Origin of the sequence: Micromonospora sp. WMMD735, from assembly GCF_049178995.1 — a bacterium.
Classification (GTDB): Bacteria; Actinomycetota; Actinomycetes; order Mycobacteriales; family Micromonosporaceae; genus Micromonospora; species Micromonospora wenchangensis.
Window position 1 is genome coordinate 609,454 of record NZ_JBMHMJ010000002.1, and the last position, 18,325, is coordinate 627,778.

An 18,325-nucleotide genomic window follows, 5' to 3' on the forward strand; every position below is an offset into this window, starting at 1 on the left:
CCCGGAGGACCCGATGGTCGCACCACCGCACACGTCCCGCCCCCTGTTGACGGTCGACGATCTCGTCGTCTCGTTCGACGGCCCGCTCGGCGCCTACCGGGCGCTCAACGGTGTCTCGTTCTCCGTCGGCAGGGGCGAGACACTGGCGATCCTGGGGGAATCCGGGTCCGGTAAGTCGGTCACCGTCCGCGCGGTGATGGCGCTGCTGCCCCGGCACAGCGCCACGATCGAACGCGGCACCATCCGCTACGACGGCGAGGAGATCTCCGCGCTGCCGGTACGGCGCACCCGCGAGCTGTCCGCCACCGAGATGGCGATGGTCTTCCAGGACTCGTTGACCGCGCTCAACCCGGTGGTCCGGGTCGGCCAGCAGATCGCCGAACTGTTCCGGGTCCGGCAGCGCACCTCACGCCGGGAGGCCTGGCGACGCGCGGTCGCCGGCCTGGACCGGGTCGGCATCCCGAACGCCGCCCGCCGGGCCCACGACTACCCGCACCAGTTCTCCGGCGGGATGCGCCAGCGGGTGGTGATCGCGATGGCCCTCGCCCTGGGGCCCCGGCTGCTCATCGCCGACGAGCCGACCACCGCGCTGGACGTGACCGTGCAGGCGCAGATCATGGACCTGCTACGGGAACTGCGCGAGGCCGACGGGATGTCGATGATCCTCATCACCCACGACCTCGGGGTGGTCGCCGACGTGGCCGACCGGGTCGCCGTCATGTACGCCGGCACGGTCGTCGAGTCGGGGCCGCTGCGCACCGTGTACGACGCACCGGCCCACCCGTACACCCGGGGGTTGATGGCCTCCGTTCCCGCCCCCGACCGCCCCGGTGAGCGGCTGACCCCGATCGAGGGGATGCCGCCGTCGCCACTGGCGACGCCCACCGGCTGCCCGTTCCACCCCCGGTGCCCGGTCGCCCGCAGCGCCTGCCGCACCGACCGGCCCACCCTGCGCACCGTCGCCGCCGGCCACGAGGCGGCCTGCCACTACGCCGAGGAGGTGATGGCCGGTGTCGACGTCGCCGACGCGGCTTGAGGTCCGGCAGTTGCGGGTCAGCTACCCGACCCACGGCGGCCTGCTGCACCGGCCGGCGGCCGTGCACGCGGTGGAACGGCTCAGCCTGACCGTCACCACCGGCCGCACCCTGGGCCTGGTCGGCGAGTCCGGCTGCGGCAAGTCCACCCTGGCCCGGACCATCGTCGGCCTGCGCCGACCGACCGGCGGCGAGATCTGGTACGCCGGCGAACGGGTCGACACCGCCGACGCGGCCCGCCGACGCCGGCTGACCGCCGAGATCCAGATGGTCTACCAGGACCCGTACTCGTCGTTGAACCCCCGCAAGAAGGTGTCCTTCATCGTCACCGAGGGATGGCGGGTGCACCGTGGCTCCGTCCCCCGCGACCAGTGGCCGGCCCGCACCGCCGACCTGCTGGCCCGGGTCGGTCTCGCCGCCGAACTCGCCGACCGGTATCCGCACCAGCTGTCCGGCGGCCAACGCCAGCGCGTCGGCATCGCCCGCGCCCTGGCCATGTCGCCCCGCATCCTGGTCTGCGACGAGCCGGTCAGCGCGCTGGACGTGTCGGTCCAGGCACAGACCCTCAACCTCCTCGCCGACCTGCGGGCCGACCTGGGACTGGGCTACCTGTTCATCGCGCACGACCTGTCGGTGGTCCGGCACATCAGCGACGACCTCGCGGTGATGTACCTGGGCCGGATCGTGGAGACCGGGCCGGCGGCGACGGTGTACGACACCCCGGCCCACCCGTACACCCGGGCGCTGATCTCGGCGGCCCCGGTGCCCCGCCCCTGGGCGACGCCGCCGGCCGAACGCATCCTGCTCACCGGCGAGGTCCCGTCCCCGGCCTCGCCGCCGTCCGGCTGCCGCTTCCGGACCCGGTGCCGACTCGCCCAGCCGCGCTGCGCCGAGGTCGAACCGGAACTGCGCACGGTCGCCGGACGCGAGGTCGCCTGCCACTACGCCGAGTCCAGCCTCGCCGACGCCGCACCGTCGACCACGGCGGTGACCCGGTGAGCGGCACCGACCCCGTCCGCGTCGGGGTCGACCTGGGTCAGGGCGGCTGCCGTGCGGTGGCCCGGCACGGCCGCTCGACCGGGCACGCCGAGACCCCGGGCTTCTGGTCCGGTGCCGCCGACGCCCTGATCGTCGACGCGGTGGCCGGTGCGCTGGCCGACCTGGGACCGTTCGGCCCGGACCTGGAGGTGCTGGTCGGCGTCGGCATGACCGGGCTCAACGGCCAGCCACCGGCGACCGACGCCCTGCGGGCCGGGCTGCGCACCCTCGGCCGGGCGGGGCGGCTGCGGGTCGCCGACGACAGCGTGACCGCGTACCTCGGTGCGCTCGGCCCGGTCCCCGGCGCGGTCGTCGCCGCCGGCACCGGCGCGGTGGTCCTCGCCGCCGACGCCGCCGGCCGGACCGCCCGCTCCGACGGATGGGGCGCCGACCTCGGCGACCGGGGCTCGGGTCACTGGATCGGCCGCACCGCGATCCGGCTCGCCCTGCGCGACCGGGACCGGGCCGCGCCCGGCCGGCTCGCCGACGCGGTGACCGCCGCCTGGGGGCCGGTCGACACACTGCCGGCCCGCTGGCGGGCCGACCCACCGACCCCGCAACGGATCGCGGGCTTCGCCGCCACGGTCGCCGACCTGGCCCGCGCCGGGGACGACGACGCCGGACGGATCTGGCGTCGAGCCGGTGAGCTGCTCGCCGAATCCGTGGTCGGGGCGCTGTTCCGGGCCGGCCTCGAGGCGACCCCGGTCCCGGTAGCCGGCACCGGCGGGGTCTTCCGGGCCACCGACCTGCTGTGGCCGTCGTTCACCGCGGCGCTGCGGGCCGCAGCGCCCGCGGCGCAGCCGGTGCCGGCCGCCGGGGACCCGCTCGCCGGTGCGCTGACCCTGGCCGACGGGCCACCCGGCCCCGGTCCGTTCCCCGGACTCACCGTCCAGATCGACTTCGACGCAAAGGCAGAACACCGATGAACGTGGCCGATGCCATCCGTGGACGCCTGGTCGTGTCCTGCCAGGCCCAGGGCCGCAGCCCGTTCCGGGACACCGGACACATGATGGCGATGGCGGCGGCGGCCGTGCTCGGCGGCGCCGCCGGGTTGCGGGGGCAGGGCGTGGACCACGTGCGGGGCATGGTCGACCTCGGGGTGCCGGTGGTCGGGCTGGTCAAGCGGCACACCCCCGGCAGTCCGGTCTACATCACCCCGACCGAGGCCGACGTGACCGCGCTGACCGACGCCGGGGCGCAGATCGTCGCGGCCGACGCCACCGGCCGCCCCCGGCCCGGCGGGGAGAAGCTGTCCGACCTCGTCGCGGCGACCCATGCCGCCGGGGCGCTGTTCATGGCCGACGTCGACAGCCTGGACGCCGCCATGGCCGCCGTCGACGCCGGCGCCGACCTGGTCGGCACCACGCTGTCCGGATACGTCACCGGCCCCGTCCCCGACGGACCGGACATCGCCCTGGTGGGGACGCTCAGTCGACATTGTCCGGTTCCGGTCATCGCGGAGGGGCGATACCGTACCCGTACCCAGGTCGCGGCGGCGTTCGACGAGGGTGCATGGGCAGTCGTCGTCGGCACCGCCATCTCGGACCCGGTCAACACCACGCGCAGGTTCGCGCAGGCCTGCCCGCATCCCCGGTTGGACTCGTGATGACCACCAAACTGAGCCAGATCCGCACCGAACTCCGGCACCGCGTCGCGGGCCTGCCGGCGCACTCGGCCCTGCCCCGCGAACGGGACCTCGCCGAGGAACTCGGCGTGAGCCGGACGACGCTGCGCCAGGCGCTGCGCGAACTGCTCGATGCCGGCCTGGTCTACACCATCCGGGGGCAGGGCACCTTCGTCTCCGACACCCGGATCGCCAAGGGCACCAGCCTCAGCGGGTTCACCGAGGACATGCTGGCCCGGGGACTGCTGCCGAGCAGCAAGCTGATCGTCGCCGACGCGATGGTCGCCCGCGACGCGGACGCCTCGGACCTCGGCCTGCCCGAGGGGTCGCTGCTCTACCGGGTGGAGCGGCTCCGGCTCGCCGACGGCGCACCGATGTGCCTCGAGGAGGTGCACCTGCCGGCCGACCTGTTCCCCGGGCTGCTGGTGGAGAACCTCGACGCCGGGCTCTACGGGATCATGAAGGACCGCTACCACGTGCAGGTCACGGTGGCCCAGCAGATGATCGCCGCCGTGGTGCCGACCCGGCGGCAGTGCGACCTGCTGGAGATCCCGCCCTCGGCGGCGCTGCTGGAGGTCCGCCGGATCGGCTACGACGGACGCGGCCGGGCCGTCGAACGGGCGGTGTCGCTCTACCGGGGCGACCGCTACCACTTCTCCCTGACCGCACGACGAGGCGAGGCGGACTGATGCGTACCACCCCGACGGAGCAGCACACCGACGTCCTGGTGGTCGGCGGGGGCGTGGGCGGGATCGCCGCCGCGCTGGCCGCCTGCGAGGGCGGCGCCCGGGTCGTCGTGGTCGAGCCGTACGGGTGGATCGGGGGACAGCTCACCTCGCAGGCGGTGCCGCCGGACGAGCACCCCTGGATCGAGACGCACGGCTCGACGGCCAGCTACCGCCGGTTCCGGCAGGCGGTACGCGACCACTACCGGCGCTGGTATCCGCTGGCCGCCGACGGGTCCGACCGTCCACTCAACCCGGGCAACGGCTGGGTCAGTCCGCTGTGTCACGAGCCCCGGGTGGCGCTGGCCGTACTCCAGGCCATGATCGCCCCCTGGCGGGCGGCGGGGCGGCTCACCGTGCACACCCGGGCGCAGGTCGAACGGGCGCACACCGACGGGGACGCGGTGACCGCCCTGACCGTCCGGCTCGCCGACGGCACGCTGTGCCACCTCGGGGCCGGCCTCGTCATGGAAGCGAGCGAGACCGGTGAGCTGCTGGCGTTGGCCGGCATCGAACACCGCACCGGCACCGAGTCGCAGGCGCAGACCGGTGAACCGAGCGCCCCGGACCGGCCCGCTCCGCTGAACATGCAGGCGGCCACCGTCTGCTTCGCCCTCGAACACGTCGACGGCGACCACACGGTGGACCGGCCGGCCGACTACGACCACTGGCGGACCCGGACCGCACCCGGCTGGCCGGGCCCCCTGTTCAGCTGGACCTATCCCGATCCGCGCACCGGTCGCCCGGTCACCGGCCGGTTCACCCCCAACCCCCGCTCGACGGCGACGTCGATGGAGGAGGGACTGGTCGCGCCCGAGTTGTGGACGTACCGGCGGATCCTCGACCGGCAGGCGTTCCGGCCCGGCCTGTTCGCAAGCGACGTGACGCTGGTCAACTGGCCGATGAACGACTACCTGGACGGGCCGCTGTTCGACGTGCCGGACGCCGGGCGGCACGTCCGACGGGCCAGGGAGGCCAGTCATGCGTTCCTGTACTGGCTGCAGACCGAGGCGCCCCGCCCGGACGGCGGCACCGGGTTCCCCGGTCTGCGGTTGCGCCCCGACGTGACCGGGACCGTCGACGGTTTCGCCCAGGCACCGTACATCCGGGAGGCCCGCCGGCTGGTGGCGGTGACCACGCCGACCGAGCAGGACCTGTCGGTCGCGGTGCGCGGGGCCGCCGGCGCGGTCCACTATCCCGACGCGGTCGGCACCGGTCACTACCGGATCGACCTGCACCCGACGACCGGCGGCGACGGCTACCTCGACGTGGCGGCGCACCCGTTCGAGATCCCGCTCGGGGCGTTGCTGCCCGAGCGGGTCACCAACGTGATCGCCGCCGGCAAGGCCGTGGGCACCACCCACATCACCAACGGCTGCTACCGGGTGCACCCGGCCGAGTGGTCGATCGGGGAGGCCGCCGGCGCGCTGGCCGCCTACTGCCTGGACCGGCAGACGTCGCCGCACGGGGTCCGGGCGAGCCCGAAACTGCTGGAGGACTTCCAGTCCGAGTTGGCCCGGCGGGGGGTCGACCTGCGCTGGCCGAAGACCCTGGCGGCGGCGGGGGGAGCGGTGGGCGGCGACGCCCTGCCGAGCTGACCCGACGTCCGGGGGAGCGGCGAACCCCCGCCGTCAGCGACGACCGCTGGTCAGGGCGACGAGGTACTGCCCACCGCCCTCCTCGACGCTCGCGGTCACCGGCAGTCCGGGCACCAACCGGGAGAACCGGTCCACCAGCCAGTCCGCCGCCTCCTGGGCGTCCCTGCGGCGCGGACAGCGGGCGACCAGCTCACGGCCCGCCTTGCGGGAGAGCCGCTCGGCGACGGTGATCAGCGGCGCGGGCTCCACCACGTGCAGGTGTTCCGGCCAGGCGATGACGACCTTGACCGCCCCCTTGCGGCTGTTGCAGGCGCGGTGCGCGAGCCGCTCCACGACCTTGGCCTTCCGGTCGGCGGTGCGGCTGTCGACACTGGGACCACGCGCGTGGTTCACCGACATGTCGGCGTCGACCGGTTCGTCGCACACCCAGCATCGCCAACCGTCCCGCTGCGCGACGTCATCGAGGAGACTCATCCAGGCAACCTAGCCTGCCGCCCGGATGACCGGAGGACGACCCGGCGGTCACCCGCCGGGTCGTCCTCGCGCCGTCAGGAGTTTCTCCCGGCCCGTGCCGGTCCCCTGTGCCCGTCCCGGGCGGGCGGTCCGCGCCCACCCGGGACGGGCGGTGCTCAGGAGGCGGTGCAGACCGGGGTCAGACCGGTGGCGGACCCGGTGCCCTGGAAGCCGAACTCGGTGGACTGGCCGGCGGCGACCGAGCCGTTGTAGTTGACGTTGCTGAACTGGACGCTGCCGCTGGTGCCGGTGCGCTCGGCGCTCCACACGTTGGTGATCGCGGCACCCGACGGCAGGGTGAGCTGGACGTTCCAGCCCTGGATCGGCGCGCTGCCGGCGGTCACCCGGACGGTGGCGACGAAGCCGCCGGTCCAGGAGTTCAACGACACCGTGGCCGTGCAGCCGCCCGCCGGCGGCGGCGTGGTCGGCGGGGGAGTCGTCGGCGGCGGGGTGGTGGGCGGCGGCGTCGTCGGCGGCGGGGTGGTGGGCGGGGGAGTCGTCGGCGGCGGGGTGGTCGGCGGCGGCGTGGTGGTCGGCGGGGTGGTGGTCCGGCCCTTGTTCAGCTCGTCGAGGACGGCGTAGTACGCGGCCTTCTTCTGGTAGTTGCCGTTGCCGCCGGTGAACAGCAGGCCCCGCTCGGAGGAGCGCCACGACTCGCTGTCGGAGATGCCCCAGACGGTGATGCCGGTGCACTTCGCGACGTTCAGGCAGGCCCGGACGACCTTGCGGTAGTTGTCCGCCTGGCCGGCGCCGATGTCGTTGTTGCTCAGGTCGTCGTCGATGTCGACCTCGGACAGGTGCACCTCGACGCCGAGGTCGGCGAAGCGCTGGATGTTGGCCTGCAGGTCGTTGCTGATGATGCTGTTCGGGTTGTCGTTGAAGTGCGACTGGAACCCGACGCAGTCGATGTACTGGCGGTAGGTCCGCACGATGTCGTACAGCGCGTTGGCCTTGCGGTTCGGGCCACCGCCCTTGACGGTCAGCCCCTCGACGTCGTAGTCGTTGATGCAGAGCTTGGTGGTGTAGCCCCCGGCCTGCACGACCTGCTTGGCCCGGATGAACGAGTCCCGGATGACGTCGGTGTCCCCGGCGTCGAAGAAGTCGCCGTCGCCGTTGGCGTCCCGGTTCATGGTGTGCGGCCACTGGTTGCGGCGGCGGCCGGTGTTGTTGTCCTCCAGCGCCTCGTTGACCACGTCCCAGTAGGCGATCTTGCTGCCCCAGCGGTTGATGGCGTTGCCGATGAAGGTGTTCAGCGTGCCCTGGCTGGCCCCCTGCAGCGCGCCCGCCTGCGAGTGCCACACCAGGGTGTGCCCCCGGACCAGCATGCCGTTGCTCTGCGCGTGGTTGACCAGCTGGTCCGCGCCGCTGGTGTTCTGCAGCCCACCGCTCGACGTGGCGATCCGGTCGGGCTTCATGTCGTTCTCGGGGGTCAGCTGGCCGAATTCCTGACCGAGGATCGGGTAGAGCCGGTTCGGTGAGGACGCGGTGCCGAAGAACAGCCCGGCCTTGGCCGCCGCGGCCCGCAGCGTGGTCTCGGCGGCGACGGCCGGGGTGCCGGACTGGACCGCCACCGCGCCGCCGACCAGCAACAACACCGCCGCCGGTAAGGCCGTTCTGCTCACTATCCTGCGTCGCCTCAGGCTGCTGCCCACGGACCCTCCTCGCTACATGACGTCAATAATTGATGCATGTGTATGCCCATCGAAGGGTCAGTATCGATACCGGTCTACCGCACTGTCAACAACTTTCGGAAATGTTCCGGAAACCTCGCCGGGTGGGCTGAGCTGGCGGGAGTCGGATTCGCGCAGGTGGACGCGCCGGGACCCGGAGTGGCCGGACGGATGACACCCGGTTGCCGTCGCCGGTCGGCGGGCGGACGCCGAAACATTCGAAATTCGGGGCCGGGCGGCCGAAAAAAGCGCTGGACAGGCCGCCGGCCGGTGGATAGGTTGCCGCTGCCCGTGACGCCACCCGAGGAGGTGAGACCCATGAACGCCGTACCCACGTGGGTGCTCCCCCTGCCCGTCGCGGTCGGGCGACCGACGTAACCGTCGCCCGGGAGCGCCCCACCCACCAGGCTCTCCCGGAAGGCGCTTCCCGTGCACCAGTCGCCGCTCGCCCCCACCTTGTCCACCGCAGCGGTCGGGCCCGCACCGGGTGTCCCGGCCCCTGCCGGCCGGCCACCCCACGACGCCGACGTGATCATCGTCGGCTGTGGTCCGACCGGCGCGATGCTCGCCGCCGAACTACGCCTGCACGACGTGCGGGTCCTCGTCCTGGAACGGGAGACCGAACCCACCTCGATGGTGCGGATCGTCGGCCTGCACGTGCGCACCATCGAACTGATGGCGATGCGCGGACTGCTCGACCGCCTGCACGAGCACGGCCGGCGGCGACCCGCCGCCGGCTTCTTCGCGGCCATCGCCGCGCCCCCGCCCCCCGGCCTGGACACCGCCCACCCCTACCTGCTGGGCATCCCGCAGCCGGTCGTCGTGCGGCTGCTCGAAGAGCACGCGACAGGCCTCGGGGCGCAGGTCCGCCACGGCACGCCGGTGGTGGGCCTCGACCAGGACGACGCGGGGGTGGGCGTCACGCTGGCCGACGGGCACCGGCTGCGGGCCCGCCACCTCGTCGGCTGCGACGGCGGCCGGAGCACCGTGCGCAAGCTGCTCGGCGTCGCCTTCCCCGGCGAACCCGCGCGGACCGAGACGCTGATGGGGGAGCTGGCGGTCGGCATGTCGCCCGAGGAGATCGCGGCCACGCTGGCCGGGCTCGGGGAGGTCGACAGACGCTTCAGCCTGACCCCCTTCGGCGACGGTGTCTGCCGCGTCGTCGTCCCCGCCGCCGGGGTCACCGACCGGGCCGTACCGCCCACCATCGACGAGGTCCGGGAGCGGTTACGCGCCGTCGCCGGCACCGACTTCGGGGTGCACTCCCCACGCTGGCTGTCCCGCTTCGGCGACGCCACCCGGCTGGCAGACGCCTACCGGGTGGGGCGGGTGCTGCTGGCCGGCGACGCGGCGCACATCCATCCGCCCATCGGTGGGCAGGGCCTCAACCTCGGCGTGCAGGACGCGGTCAACCTCGGCTGGAAGCTGGCCGGGCAGGTCCGGGGCTGGGCGCCGGCCACCCTGCTGGACACCTACCAGGACGAACGCCGTCCGGTCGCCGCGGACGTGCTGGACAACACCCGCGCCCAGACGGAACTGCTGTCCGACGGGCCGGGCGCGCAGGCCGTACGCCGGCTGCTCACCGAACTGGTGGCCTTCGACGCGGTGAACCGCCACCTCACCGAGAAGATCACCGCGATCGGCGTCCGCTACGACCTCGGCCCGGGACCGGACCTGCTCGGCCGGCGGCTGCGTGACCTCGACCTGCGTCAGGGTCGCCTCTACGACCGGCTGCGCCACGGTCGGGGCCTGCTGCTGGACCGCACCGGCCGGCTCGGCGTCGCCGGCTGGACCGACCGGGTCGACCACCTCACCGACCCCACGGTGGCCCTGGACACCCCGGGCGTCCTGCTGCGCCCCGACGGTCACGTCGCCTGGCTCGGCGACGACCAGAGCGACCTGGACGGCCAGCTGGCCCGCTGGTTCGGCCGGCCCACCGGCTGACCCCGGCCGGGTGGGCGTGCCCGGAACGCCCCGGCACGCCCACCCCGGGGCGGCCGACCGAGTAGGGATACTCAGGTACCCACCGCATCCGGCCTCAGGACCCGGCGCGCCGACCCGGACAGAGTGGTCGGCATGGCCGAGCTACCGCACCGACCCGTCGCCCTGCGTACCGTCGAATCGCCGTTGCCGGCAGTGGTGGCGCACGGCCGGCAGGTCGGCCTGGGGGCCCTCGGCCGCGCGGTGGCCGCGCTGGGCCGGCTCGCCGCCCGGCACCCCGCCGGCTGGCGCTGGACGGCCCGGCGGCACCATCCGGCACTGGACGCGCTGGCCGCCGCGCACGCCCGCGCGGTGTGCGCGCGGGCCGCCCGGCAGGTCCCCGCCTACCGGGCCTTCCTGCAGGCCCGCCCGGCGGGCGTGCGCCGCCGGCTCACCGACTTTCCCGAGACCGACAAGCGCAGCTACGTGCTGGCCCACGACGCCACCGCCCGGTGCCGGCACGGCCGGCTGCCCACCCGGGGGGTGGTCGTCGACGAGTCCGCCGGCTCGGCCGGGCAGCCGTTCAACTGGCCGCGCGGCGAACGCGAACTGCACGCCGTGCACCGGGACATCGCCGGCTACACCGGACTGGTCTTCCCGATGCGTCGACCGTTCGTCATCAACGCCTACTCGATGGGGGCCTGGGCGACCGGGACGACCACCGGCGCGGCGATGGCCCGGATCGCGGTGGTGAAGAACACCGGCCCCGACCTCGGGAAGATCATCGACACCCTGCGGGAGTTCGGCCCCGACTTCGACTACCTGGTGACCGCCTACCCGCCGTTCCTCAAGCACCTGCGCGACCGGCTCGACGCCGAGGGCTTCCCCTGGTCGCGGTACCGCGTCGCGGCCAGCTGCGGCGGGGAGGCGATGACCGAGGCGCTGCGCGACTACCTGGAGCAACGCTTCACCCGCGTCCGGTCGGCGTACGGGGCGTCGGACCTGAGCATCGGCATCGGCGCGGAGACCCGGTTCACGGTGTGGCTGCGCCGCCGCCTGCAGACCGACCGGGGGCTGCGCGACGCCCTGCTCGGCGCGGGCGAGCAACGGCTGCCGATGGTGTTCCAGTACAACCCGTTCGCCACCTACCTGGAGACCAACGAGCGACGGGAACTGCTCTGCACGGTCACCGGGGACGTGCTCCAGCCCCGGCTGCGGTACAACGTCGGGGACGAGGCGCTGCTCGTGTCGTACCAGCGGGCCGTCGAGCTGGTCTGCGCCGACCCGGTACGCCGGGCCGAACTGCGCCCCGCGCTCGCCGCCGAGCGGATGACGCTGCCACTGCTGCTGCTCTTCGGCCGCAGTGACTCCACCATCTCCTACCTCGGTGCGAACCTCTACCCGCAGGACGTCGAGTACGGCCTCTACGTCGGCAACCCGTACGCCGCCGAGATCAGCCGGTTCTGCCTGGCCCTGGTCGAGGACGCGACGCTGGAGAGCCGGCCGGTGATCCACCTCGAACTGCGCCGCCCGCTGGCCGCCCCGCAACGCGCCGCGCTCGCCGACGCGTGCCGCCTCGGCGTCCGCCGCCACCTGACCTCGGTCTCCCGCGACTTCGCGCAGTCCCTGGTGGAGGACGCCACCGCCGGTGACCTGCGGGTCGAACTGCACGACGCCGGCACCGGCCCGTTCGCCGGGCAACAGAAGATCAAGAACAGCTACCTGGTGAGGTGACCATGCGTACCCGTGACTTCTCCCGTGCCCCCGCGCAGGCCCGCGCCGGCGCCATGTTCATCGGCGGCACCCGCTACACCAACCCGCTGGTGCTGCTGCGGCTCGCCCCGTCCTGGTTCCGGATGCTGCGCGACATGCGTCGGATGAACGGCTACTGCTGGCACACCGTCTACTGGCAGTTCCCGCTGACCCTGGGCACCATCGCGTTCTTCACCGACCGCGACGCGATGCTGCGCTTCGCCCGCACCCGGCACCACCGCCGGCTGATGGTCTGGCTGACCGACGGCACCCGCAACGCCACCGCCGGCTTCATCCGGCTCTACACCGCCAGCCCCGACGGCTACTCCAACGGCACCTGGCGGGCCGAGGGTCCGGAGATGGGGCACATCGACACCTTCACCCCGCTGGGTGCGGAGACGACCGGGCCGGCGGTCCGCCGGTGAGCCCCGCCCGGCACCGGTTCACCCGGGTCACCGACCGGCGCGGCCTGCGGCAGTTCCTCGCCTTCGGCGACCGGCTCTACGCCGGCGAACCCCGCCACGTGCCCACCCCCCGCCAGCAGATCCGCCGCTGGTGGCGCGACGGCGTGCCGCTGTACCTGCTGCGCGACGCCGCCGGCACGGTCGTCGGCCGGACCACCCTGCACACCGACGCGGACCTCGACGCGAAGCTCGGCCGCCGGTGCCAGCTCTTCGGGCTCACCGAGTTCACCGAGCCGGCGGCGCAGCCGCTGTTCGACGCGATCACCGCGCACGCCGGCACCGACCGGGACCTGCTGTTCGGCCCGGTGGCGCTGCTGCCCAACCAGGCCGGTGGCGTGATCACCTCAGGGCACGCCGAGCGGGGCTTCGTCGACAGCGCCTGGAACCCGCCGTGGTACCCGACCGCCTACGAGGCGTACGGGTTCGTCCGCCGGTTCGAGGCCGACACCTGGATCTGCCCCGTGCCCGCCCCACCGGAGCCCCTCCCGCCGGTGCACGTCGACCCGGACGGCGCCCGGATCGCGCTGCACCGGGGCGACGTACGCCACCTCGACGACCAGCTCGACCTGCTGCGCGGAATGCTCAACGCCTCCTTCGCCCAACTCGGCTACTACACGCCGATCTCCGCCGCGCAGCTACGGCGGCAGACCGACGGGCTGGCGTACCTGCTGGACGAGTCGCTGCTGCTCTACCTGACCCGCGACGGTGAGCCGGTCGCGTTCGTGCTCTGCGTACCCGACATCAGCGAGTTCCTGATCGCCGTCCGGGGCGACCTGCACCTGCTCAACCAGGCCCGGTTGCTCGCCGCCCGCCGCCGCTACCGCCGGGAGGCGGTGCTGATCGTCAAGGGGGTGCTCCCGCAGTACCAGGGGCGCGGCTACCAGCGGCTGCTCTCCACCCACCTGCACCGCAACCTGTACGCCAGCGGCTACACCACACTGCGCAGCACCTACGTCGAGCGGCACAACGTCGCCTCGGCCGCACAGTACCGCCACCTCGGCGGTCGCCCGCTGCACGGGTACACCTTCTACGCGAAGGAGCGCTAGTGGACCACGACGCGTTCCGTGCCCTCGAACCGTGGTGCTGGCGGGCCCCGAGCGCGCACAACACCCAACCGTGGCGGCTGCGCTACGAGCCCGACGCGATCCGGATCGGCTGGGACCCCGCCCACACCCTGCCCGTCGGTGACCCCACCGGCCGGGACCTGCGGCTGTCCCTCGGCGCGTTCGTCGAAACGTGCCTGATCGTCGCGGCCGACGCCGGCCTGCGGCTGGAGTACGTCGCCGACCACGACGAACAGCACCGGTGGGTGGGGTCGCTGCGGCCCGCCCCGGACCGCTACCCGACGCCGTTCCGCACCACCGACGTGTGGGAACGCCGGACCCACCGGGGCATCCTCGCCGGGACGGTGGACGCCGACACCCGCACCGCGCTGGACGCGGTCGCCCGCCCGGCCGGCGGCAGGGTACGGGCCGTGCCGGACGCCGGCCGGCTCGGCACCCTGCTGCGCACCGCCGACCGCCGGCAGTACGCCGACCCGGCGATCGTCGCGGAACTCCGGCACTGGCTACGGCTCGACCCGGCACACCCGGGCTACCACGCCGACGGGCTGACCGACAGGTGCCTCGCCCTGTCGCGCCCCGCCGCCGTCGGCCTGCGCGCGGCGCTGGCCGGGTACCCGGTGCTGCGCCCGCTGGGCCTGCCGCGACTGCTCGCCGCCGCCGCTGGCGACCCCCTCGCCCAGGGCGGCACCGTGCTGGTCCTGCTCGCCCCCGACCACCTCGACCCGCCCGGCCAGGTCGAGTTCGGACGGGTGCTGCAGCGGGCCTGGCTGACCCTGCACACGGCGGGCCTGGCCGCCCACCCGCTGAGCCAGCTCATCGACGTCCCCGCCACCCGGGCGGCGCTCGGTGCGCTGCTCGACGTCGCGCCGCAGCGCCTGCTGCACGTCACCCGGGTGGGCCGGCCCACCAGCCCCGCACCCCGCTCGGCCCGCCGGGTCCGGGCCTGACCGGGCCGGGTCGGCGGCGACGGACCGGCGAGGTCAGGCCGGGCGGTGCGGGGCGCGCCCGCTGACCTGCACGAAGGGGAAACCGTTGAGAACCAGCCGGGGGTCGTCGAGGGCGGCCATCGTCGCGGTGAGGTCGGCGTCGGTCGCCCCGTGGGCCAGCAGGGCGGCCCGTAGCTGCGGAATGCCGGCCCGCAGCAACCGGCAGCCCGGGCCGCCACCCCGCCACCGGTGTGCCGTGGTGCCCGACCGCACGTCGGTCAGCCCCGCGTCGGCGAAGGCGGCGGGGGCCCGCAGCGCCCACCCCGTGTCGAGGCCGCGGGCGGTCAGCGCCGCCACGTGGGCGGCGAGGTAACGGATCAGCAGGTCGGCGGTTGCCGCGTCGGGCGCGTCGGCGACGAAGTCGGCGGGCGGGTGGGCGAACTCGCCGATGAGCAGCGCGCCGCCGGGCCGTAGCGCGGCGACCATCCGCCGCAGCGCCTCCTCCCGGCGGGGCAGGTGGCACAGGACCAGCCGGGCGTGCACCAGGTCGAAGGCGCCAGGTGGTTGGTCGGTGACGATGTCCTCGCGGCGTACGACGAGGCCGGGCCGGGCCGGGACGTGCTGCGGGGCGATGTCCGTGGCGACCACCTCGGCGGCCCGGTCGGCCAGCCACAGCGCGATGCTGCCGGCCCCGGCGGCCACCTCCAGGCAGCGCCGGCCGGTCAGCTCGCCGAGTTCGGTGAGGGCGGCCCGGGTCGGTTCGTCCAACAGGTCCGCCAGCGCGTCGTGGTGGGCGGTGGCCTGCTCGCTGGCGTTGTCGAAGGAGTAGCCCTGCGTGTCCACCCGACCATCGTGCCGCACGGGCCGCAGCCGTGGTGACCCGCTCGGGCGGCGTCCGGCGCGTTCGGCGGCCCGCGGTGCCGTCACCCCGTCTTCCACTCAACGGAAGGCGTGGTCCCGGGCGCCGGCCCCGGACGCGATGATTCGTCTCCGTCGATGGTCAGCCCGCGAGGAGGTCGTGCGGATGGAGTTCGCCCGGGACCAGTGGTACGTGGCGGCCCACGGCGTCGAGGTCGGCCGGGACCTGCTCGCCCGCACCGTGCTCGGTGAGCCGCTGGTGCTGTACCGCACCGGCGCGGGGGAGGCGGTGGCGCTCGCCGACCGGTGCGTGCACCGGCGTTATCCGCTGTCGCAGAGCCGCCTCGACGGCGACACCGTCGTCTGCGGCTACCACGGCTTCACCTACGACCCCACCGGGGTCTGCGTCTTCGTCCCCGGGCAGCAGCGGATTCCGCGTACCGCGCGGGTCGCGGCGTACCCGGTGGTGGAGCAGGACTCCTTCGTCTGGGTGTGGATCGGCGACCGGGACCGGGCCGACCCGGCGACGATCCCCCGCGCGCCGTGGCTGGTCGACCCCCGGTACGCGGTGGTCCGTGGCATGGCCCCGCTGGACGCCCGCTACGGCCTGCTGGTGGACAACCTGATGGACCTGTCCCACGAGACCTACCTGCACGGCGGCTACATCGGCACCCCCGAGGTGGCGGACACCCCGATCACCACCGAGGTGGACGAGGACCGGGGCGTGGTGCACGTCAGCCGGCACATGGACGACGCCGAGTGTCCGCCGTTCTACGCCCGCTCGACAGGCATCCAGGGTCGGATCACCCGCTGGCAGGACATCGAGTACCACCCGCCCTGCCTCTACCTGCTGCACAGCCGGATCGCCCCGCAGGGTGTCCATCCACCCGCCGAGGGCGAGGACAGCGCCGCCTTCCACGCTGAGATCGTCTACGCCATCACCCCGTCGACCGCGCACAGCACGTACGACTTCTGGGCGGTGGCGCGGGACTTCGCGGTCGACGACGAGTCGGTCAGCGCGTACCTGCACCAGAGCAACCACACGGTGGTGATGCAGGACGTGGCGGCGTTGAACGTCCTGGAGCGGGTGATCGCCGCGGAACCGGAGCGGTACCAGGAGCTGAGCATCAACATCGACACCGGTGGGCTGGCCGCCCGGCGGCTGCTGGCCCGGCTCGTCGGGTCGGGGACGGTGGGAGCGCCCCGGTGACCCCCGCGGTCGACGGGGGCCGGGTCTACCGGGTCCACTGGGTGCCGGGCACCGACACCCTGCGCGGCATCTGCCACTGCGGCGCGCAGCGGCTCGCCGAGGAGCCTGTCGCGTTGTGGCAGTGGCTGCTCGACCATCCGCGCGGCCACCACGTCCCGATCGTGCCGGCGGGCGACCCGACCGGCCGGCAGGCGGTGCCGGCGTGACCGGAACTCACCTGGTGGTGGTGGCCCGCCGGCAGGTGGCCGCCGGGGTCGTCGAGTTCGGCCTGGCCCGCCCCGACGGCGCGGCGCTGCCCGGGTGGGAGCCGGGGGCGCACGTCGACCTGGAACTGGGCCCCGGTCTGCTGCGGCAGTACTCGCTGTGCGGTGACCCCGCCGACCGGTCGGTCCTGCGGATCGCGGTGCAGCGGGAGGCGGCGGGGCGCGGCGGCTCCCGGGCGGCGCACGAGCGGCTCACCGTCGGCGGGACCGTCCGGGTGCACGGGCCCCGCAACACGTTCCCGCTGGTCGCGGCCCGGCGGTACCGCTTCGTCGCCGGGGGCATCGGGATCACCCCGATCGTGGCGATGGTCGCCGCCGCCGACGCCGCGGGCGCGGACTGGCACCTGGCGTACGGCGGACGCACCCGCGCCGCGATGGCGTACGCCACCGCGCTGCGTGACCGGTACGGCGACCGGGTCGGCCTGTACCCGCAGGACGAGACCGGGCTGCTCGACCTGGCCGGGCTGCTGGCCGGCCCCGGCGACGGCCCCGTCTACTGCTGCGGCCCGGAGTCGCTGGTGCGGGCGGTGGAGGAACACTGCCGGGACTGGCCGCCCGGCGGGCTGCACGTCGAGCGGTTCGCCCCCCGGGACGACACCGCCGGGCCGGACACGGCGATCGAGGTGGAACTGGCGCTGTCCGGGCGGACGGTGACCGTGCCGCCGGGGGTGCCGATCCTGCGGGCGGTGGAGGAGGCCGGGGTGCCGGTCCTGTCGTCCTGCCGGGAGGGCACCTGCGGTACCTGCGAGACCCCGGTGCTGGCCGGGGTGCCGGAGCACCGCGACAGCCTGCTGTCCGACCAGGACCGCGCCGCCGGGGACACCATGCTGATCTGTGTCTCGCGGGCCCGTACCCCACGGCTCGTCCTGGAGCTGTGACCAGCCGGCGCGGGCGGGGAGGATGGTGGGATGCGCGGGCAGCCGGGTCGGACGGTGACCAGCCGGGTGCTGGCGCTGCTCGACGCGTTCAGCCCGGCCAGCCCGGCCCTGACGCTCAGTGAGCTGGCCCGCCGGGCCGGGCTGCCGCTGTCCACCGTGCACCGCCGGGTGGCGGAACTGCTGGCCTGGGGTGCGTTGGAGCGCGGCGGGGACGGGCGGTACCGGATCGGCCTGCGGCTGTGGGAGGTGGGTTCGCTCGCGCCCCGGGGCCTGGGGCTGCGCGAGGTGGCTTTGCCGGTGATGGAGGACCTGTACGAGGTGACACACGAGAACGTGCAGCTCGCCGTCCGGCAGGGGCTCGAACTGGTCTTCATCGAACGGATCGCCGGCCGGCAGGCGGTGCCGGTGCGCACCCGGGTGGGCGGCCGGTTCGCCCTGCACGCCACCGGGGTCGGGCTGGTGCTGCTCGCCCACGCACCGGCCGAGGTGCAGGAACGGGTGCTGGCCGCGCCGCTGGAACGCTACACCGCGTTGACCGTCACCGATCCGGGGCGGTTGCGTCGCTGCCTGGCCGAGGTGCGCCGGGTCGGGTACGCGGTCAGCGACCGGCAGGTCACCATGGACGCCCTGTCGGTGGCCGCGCCGATCCGGGCCCCGGAGGGGGTGGTGGCGGCGCTGTCGCTGGTGGTCGCCCACGACCGGGCGGACCCGGTGGCGCTGGCCCCGCTGGTCCAGGCGGCGGGCCGGGTGCTGTCCCGGGCCCTGGGCAGCACGCCCGGGTGAGGCGG

At 74.3% G+C, this 18,325-nt stretch carries 18 protein-coding genes; 15 read left to right on the top strand and 3 right to left on the bottom strand.

Features of this window, described 5'->3' with window-relative positions; all coding sequences use genetic code 11:
* The first annotated feature begins 13 nt into the window (after positions 1-13).
* The 6 genes from ACN268_RS02720 to ACN268_RS02745 are packed head-to-tail and all read left to right on the top strand — an operon-like array spanning position 14 to position 6,019.
* Positions 14-1,036: an ABC transporter ATP-binding protein gene (locus tag ACN268_RS02720; RefSeq protein WP_421481560.1), complete on the top strand. Its 1,023-nt coding sequence runs from the start codon at positions 14-16 to the stop codon at positions 1,034-1,036.
* Positions 1,011-2,033 carry an ABC transporter ATP-binding protein gene (locus tag ACN268_RS02725; RefSeq protein WP_421481561.1) on the top strand — a complete coding sequence of 341 codons (1,023 nt, stop codon included), beginning with the start codon at positions 1,011-1,013 and terminating at the stop codon, positions 2,031-2,033. The genes ACN268_RS02720 and ACN268_RS02725 overlap by 26 nt, the downstream gene beginning before the upstream one ends.
* On the top strand, positions 2,030-2,998 hold the full coding sequence (locus ACN268_RS02730; protein ID WP_421481562.1) for an N-acetylglucosamine kinase: 969 nt from the start codon (positions 2,030-2,032) through the stop codon (positions 2,996-2,998). The genes ACN268_RS02725 and ACN268_RS02730 overlap by 4 nt, the downstream gene beginning before the upstream one ends.
* Positions 2,995-3,678: an N-acetylmannosamine-6-phosphate 2-epimerase gene (locus tag ACN268_RS02735; RefSeq protein WP_421481563.1), complete on the top strand. Its 684-nt coding sequence runs from the start codon at positions 2,995-2,997 to the stop codon at positions 3,676-3,678. The genes ACN268_RS02730 and ACN268_RS02735 overlap by 4 nt, the downstream gene beginning before the upstream one ends.
* The gene (locus ACN268_RS02740; protein ID WP_421481564.1) at positions 3,678-4,385 is read left to right on the top strand and encodes a GntR family transcriptional regulator; all 708 of its coding nucleotides are present in this window, start codon (positions 3,678-3,680) and stop codon (positions 4,383-4,385) included. Before ACN268_RS02735 ends, ACN268_RS02740 begins: the two co-directional genes overlap by 1 nt.
* A complete protein-coding gene (locus tag ACN268_RS02745; protein ID WP_421481565.1) occupies positions 4,385-6,019 on the top strand; it encodes an FAD-dependent oxidoreductase in 1,635 nt (544 codons plus the stop codon). The genes ACN268_RS02740 and ACN268_RS02745 overlap by 1 nt, the downstream gene beginning before the upstream one ends.
* 33 nt (positions 6,020-6,052) lie before the next feature.
* Here the strand turns inward: ACN268_RS02745 and ACN268_RS02750 are convergent, their stop codons facing one another.
* Positions 6,053-6,493: a hypothetical protein gene (locus ACN268_RS02750; protein ID WP_421481566.1), complete on the bottom strand. Its 441-nt coding sequence runs from the start codon at positions 6,491-6,493 to the stop codon at positions 6,053-6,055.
* Between the two features lie 155 nt (positions 6,494-6,648).
* Positions 6,649-8,154: an endo-1,4-beta-xylanase gene (locus tag ACN268_RS02755; RefSeq protein ID WP_421481567.1), complete on the bottom strand. Its 1,506-nt coding sequence runs from the start codon at positions 8,152-8,154 to the stop codon at positions 6,649-6,651.
* A gap of 609 nt (positions 8,155-8,763) precedes the next feature.
* Here ACN268_RS02755 and ACN268_RS02760 point away from each other — a divergent pair.
* From ACN268_RS02760 to ACN268_RS02780, 5 genes are all read left to right on the top strand, one after another.
* Positions 8,764-10,146 (top strand): FAD-dependent monooxygenase, encoded by a 1,383-nt coding sequence (locus ACN268_RS02760; protein ID WP_421486792.1) that lies wholly within the window; start codon positions 8,764-8,766, stop codon positions 10,144-10,146.
* 132 nt (positions 10,147-10,278) lie between these two features.
* Positions 10,279-11,856 carry a phenylacetate--CoA ligase family protein gene (locus tag ACN268_RS02765; RefSeq protein ID WP_421481568.1) on the top strand — a complete coding sequence of 526 codons (1,578 nt, stop codon included), beginning with the start codon at positions 10,279-10,281 and terminating at the stop codon, positions 11,854-11,856.
* A 2-nt stretch (positions 11,857-11,858) separates the two neighbouring features.
* Positions 11,859-12,299, top strand: a complete 441-nt coding sequence (locus ACN268_RS02770; protein ID WP_088642613.1) for a DUF4188 domain-containing protein — start codon at positions 11,859-11,861, stop codon at positions 12,297-12,299.
* Positions 12,296-13,384 carry a hypothetical protein gene (locus ACN268_RS02775; protein ID WP_421481569.1) on the top strand — a complete coding sequence of 363 codons (1,089 nt, stop codon included), beginning with the start codon at positions 12,296-12,298 and terminating at the stop codon, positions 13,382-13,384. The genes ACN268_RS02770 and ACN268_RS02775 overlap by 4 nt, the downstream gene beginning before the upstream one ends.
* Positions 13,384-14,349, top strand: a complete 966-nt coding sequence (locus tag ACN268_RS02780; protein ID WP_421481570.1) for a nitroreductase — start codon at positions 13,384-13,386, stop codon at positions 14,347-14,349. The genes ACN268_RS02775 and ACN268_RS02780 overlap by 1 nt, the downstream gene beginning before the upstream one ends.
* Positions 14,350-14,382: 33 nt before the next feature.
* Here ACN268_RS02780 and ACN268_RS02785 read toward each other — a convergent pair whose 3' ends face one another.
* A complete protein-coding gene (locus tag ACN268_RS02785; protein WP_421481571.1) occupies positions 14,383-15,171 on the bottom strand; it encodes a class I SAM-dependent methyltransferase in 789 nt (262 codons plus the stop codon).
* 181 nt (positions 15,172-15,352) lie between these two features.
* Between ACN268_RS02785 and ACN268_RS02790 the strand changes: the two genes are divergently transcribed.
* The 4 genes from ACN268_RS02790 to ACN268_RS02805 are packed head-to-tail and all read left to right on the top strand — an operon-like array spanning position 15,353 to position 18,320.
* Positions 15,353-16,396: a Rieske 2Fe-2S domain-containing protein gene (locus ACN268_RS02790; protein WP_421481572.1), complete on the top strand. Its 1,044-nt coding sequence runs from the start codon at positions 15,353-15,355 to the stop codon at positions 16,394-16,396.
* Positions 16,393-16,602 (top strand): hypothetical protein, encoded by a 210-nt coding sequence (locus ACN268_RS02795; RefSeq protein ID WP_421481573.1) that lies wholly within the window; start codon positions 16,393-16,395, stop codon positions 16,600-16,602. Before ACN268_RS02790 ends, ACN268_RS02795 begins: the two co-directional genes overlap by 4 nt.
* Positions 16,599-17,537: a PDR/VanB family oxidoreductase gene (locus tag ACN268_RS02800; RefSeq protein WP_421481574.1), complete on the top strand. Its 939-nt coding sequence runs from the start codon at positions 16,599-16,601 to the stop codon at positions 17,535-17,537. Before ACN268_RS02795 ends, ACN268_RS02800 begins: the two co-directional genes overlap by 4 nt.
* Before the next feature lie 30 nt (positions 17,538-17,567).
* Entirely contained in the window at positions 17,568-18,320 is a 753-nt protein-coding gene (locus ACN268_RS02805; protein ID WP_421481575.1) for an IclR family transcriptional regulator, read from the top strand.
* Positions 18,321-18,325: the final 5 nt, after the last annotated feature.

Coding starts and splice junctions, on each gene's coding strand:
- ACN268_RS02720 (WP_421481560.1), top strand. CDS start 14: ATGGTCGCACCACCGCACACGTCCCGCCCCCTGTTGACGGTCGACGAT.
- ACN268_RS02735 (WP_421481563.1), top strand. CDS start 2,995: ATGAACGTGGCCGATGCCATCCGTGGACGCCTGGTCGTGTCCTGCCAG.
- ACN268_RS02740 (WP_421481564.1), top strand. CDS start 3,678: ATGACCACCAAACTGAGCCAGATCCGCACCGAACTCCGGCACCGCGTC.
- ACN268_RS02745 (WP_421481565.1), top strand. CDS start 4,385: ATGCGTACCACCCCGACGGAGCAGCACACCGACGTCCTGGTGGTCGGC.
- ACN268_RS02750 (WP_421481566.1), bottom strand. CDS start 6,493: ATGAGTCTCCTCGATGACGTCGCGCAGCGGGACGGTTGGCGATGCTGG.
- ACN268_RS02760 (WP_421486792.1), top strand. CDS start 8,764: ATGCTCGCCGCCGAACTACGCCTGCACGACGTGCGGGTCCTCGTCCTG.
- ACN268_RS02765 (WP_421481568.1), top strand. CDS start 10,279: ATGGCCGAGCTACCGCACCGACCCGTCGCCCTGCGTACCGTCGAATCG.
- ACN268_RS02770 (WP_088642613.1), top strand. CDS start 11,859: ATGCGTACCCGTGACTTCTCCCGTGCCCCCGCGCAGGCCCGCGCCGGC.
- ACN268_RS02790 (WP_421481572.1), top strand. CDS start 15,353: ATGGAGTTCGCCCGGGACCAGTGGTACGTGGCGGCCCACGGCGTCGAG.
- ACN268_RS02805 (WP_421481575.1), top strand. CDS start 17,568: ATGCGCGGGCAGCCGGGTCGGACGGTGACCAGCCGGGTGCTGGCGCTG.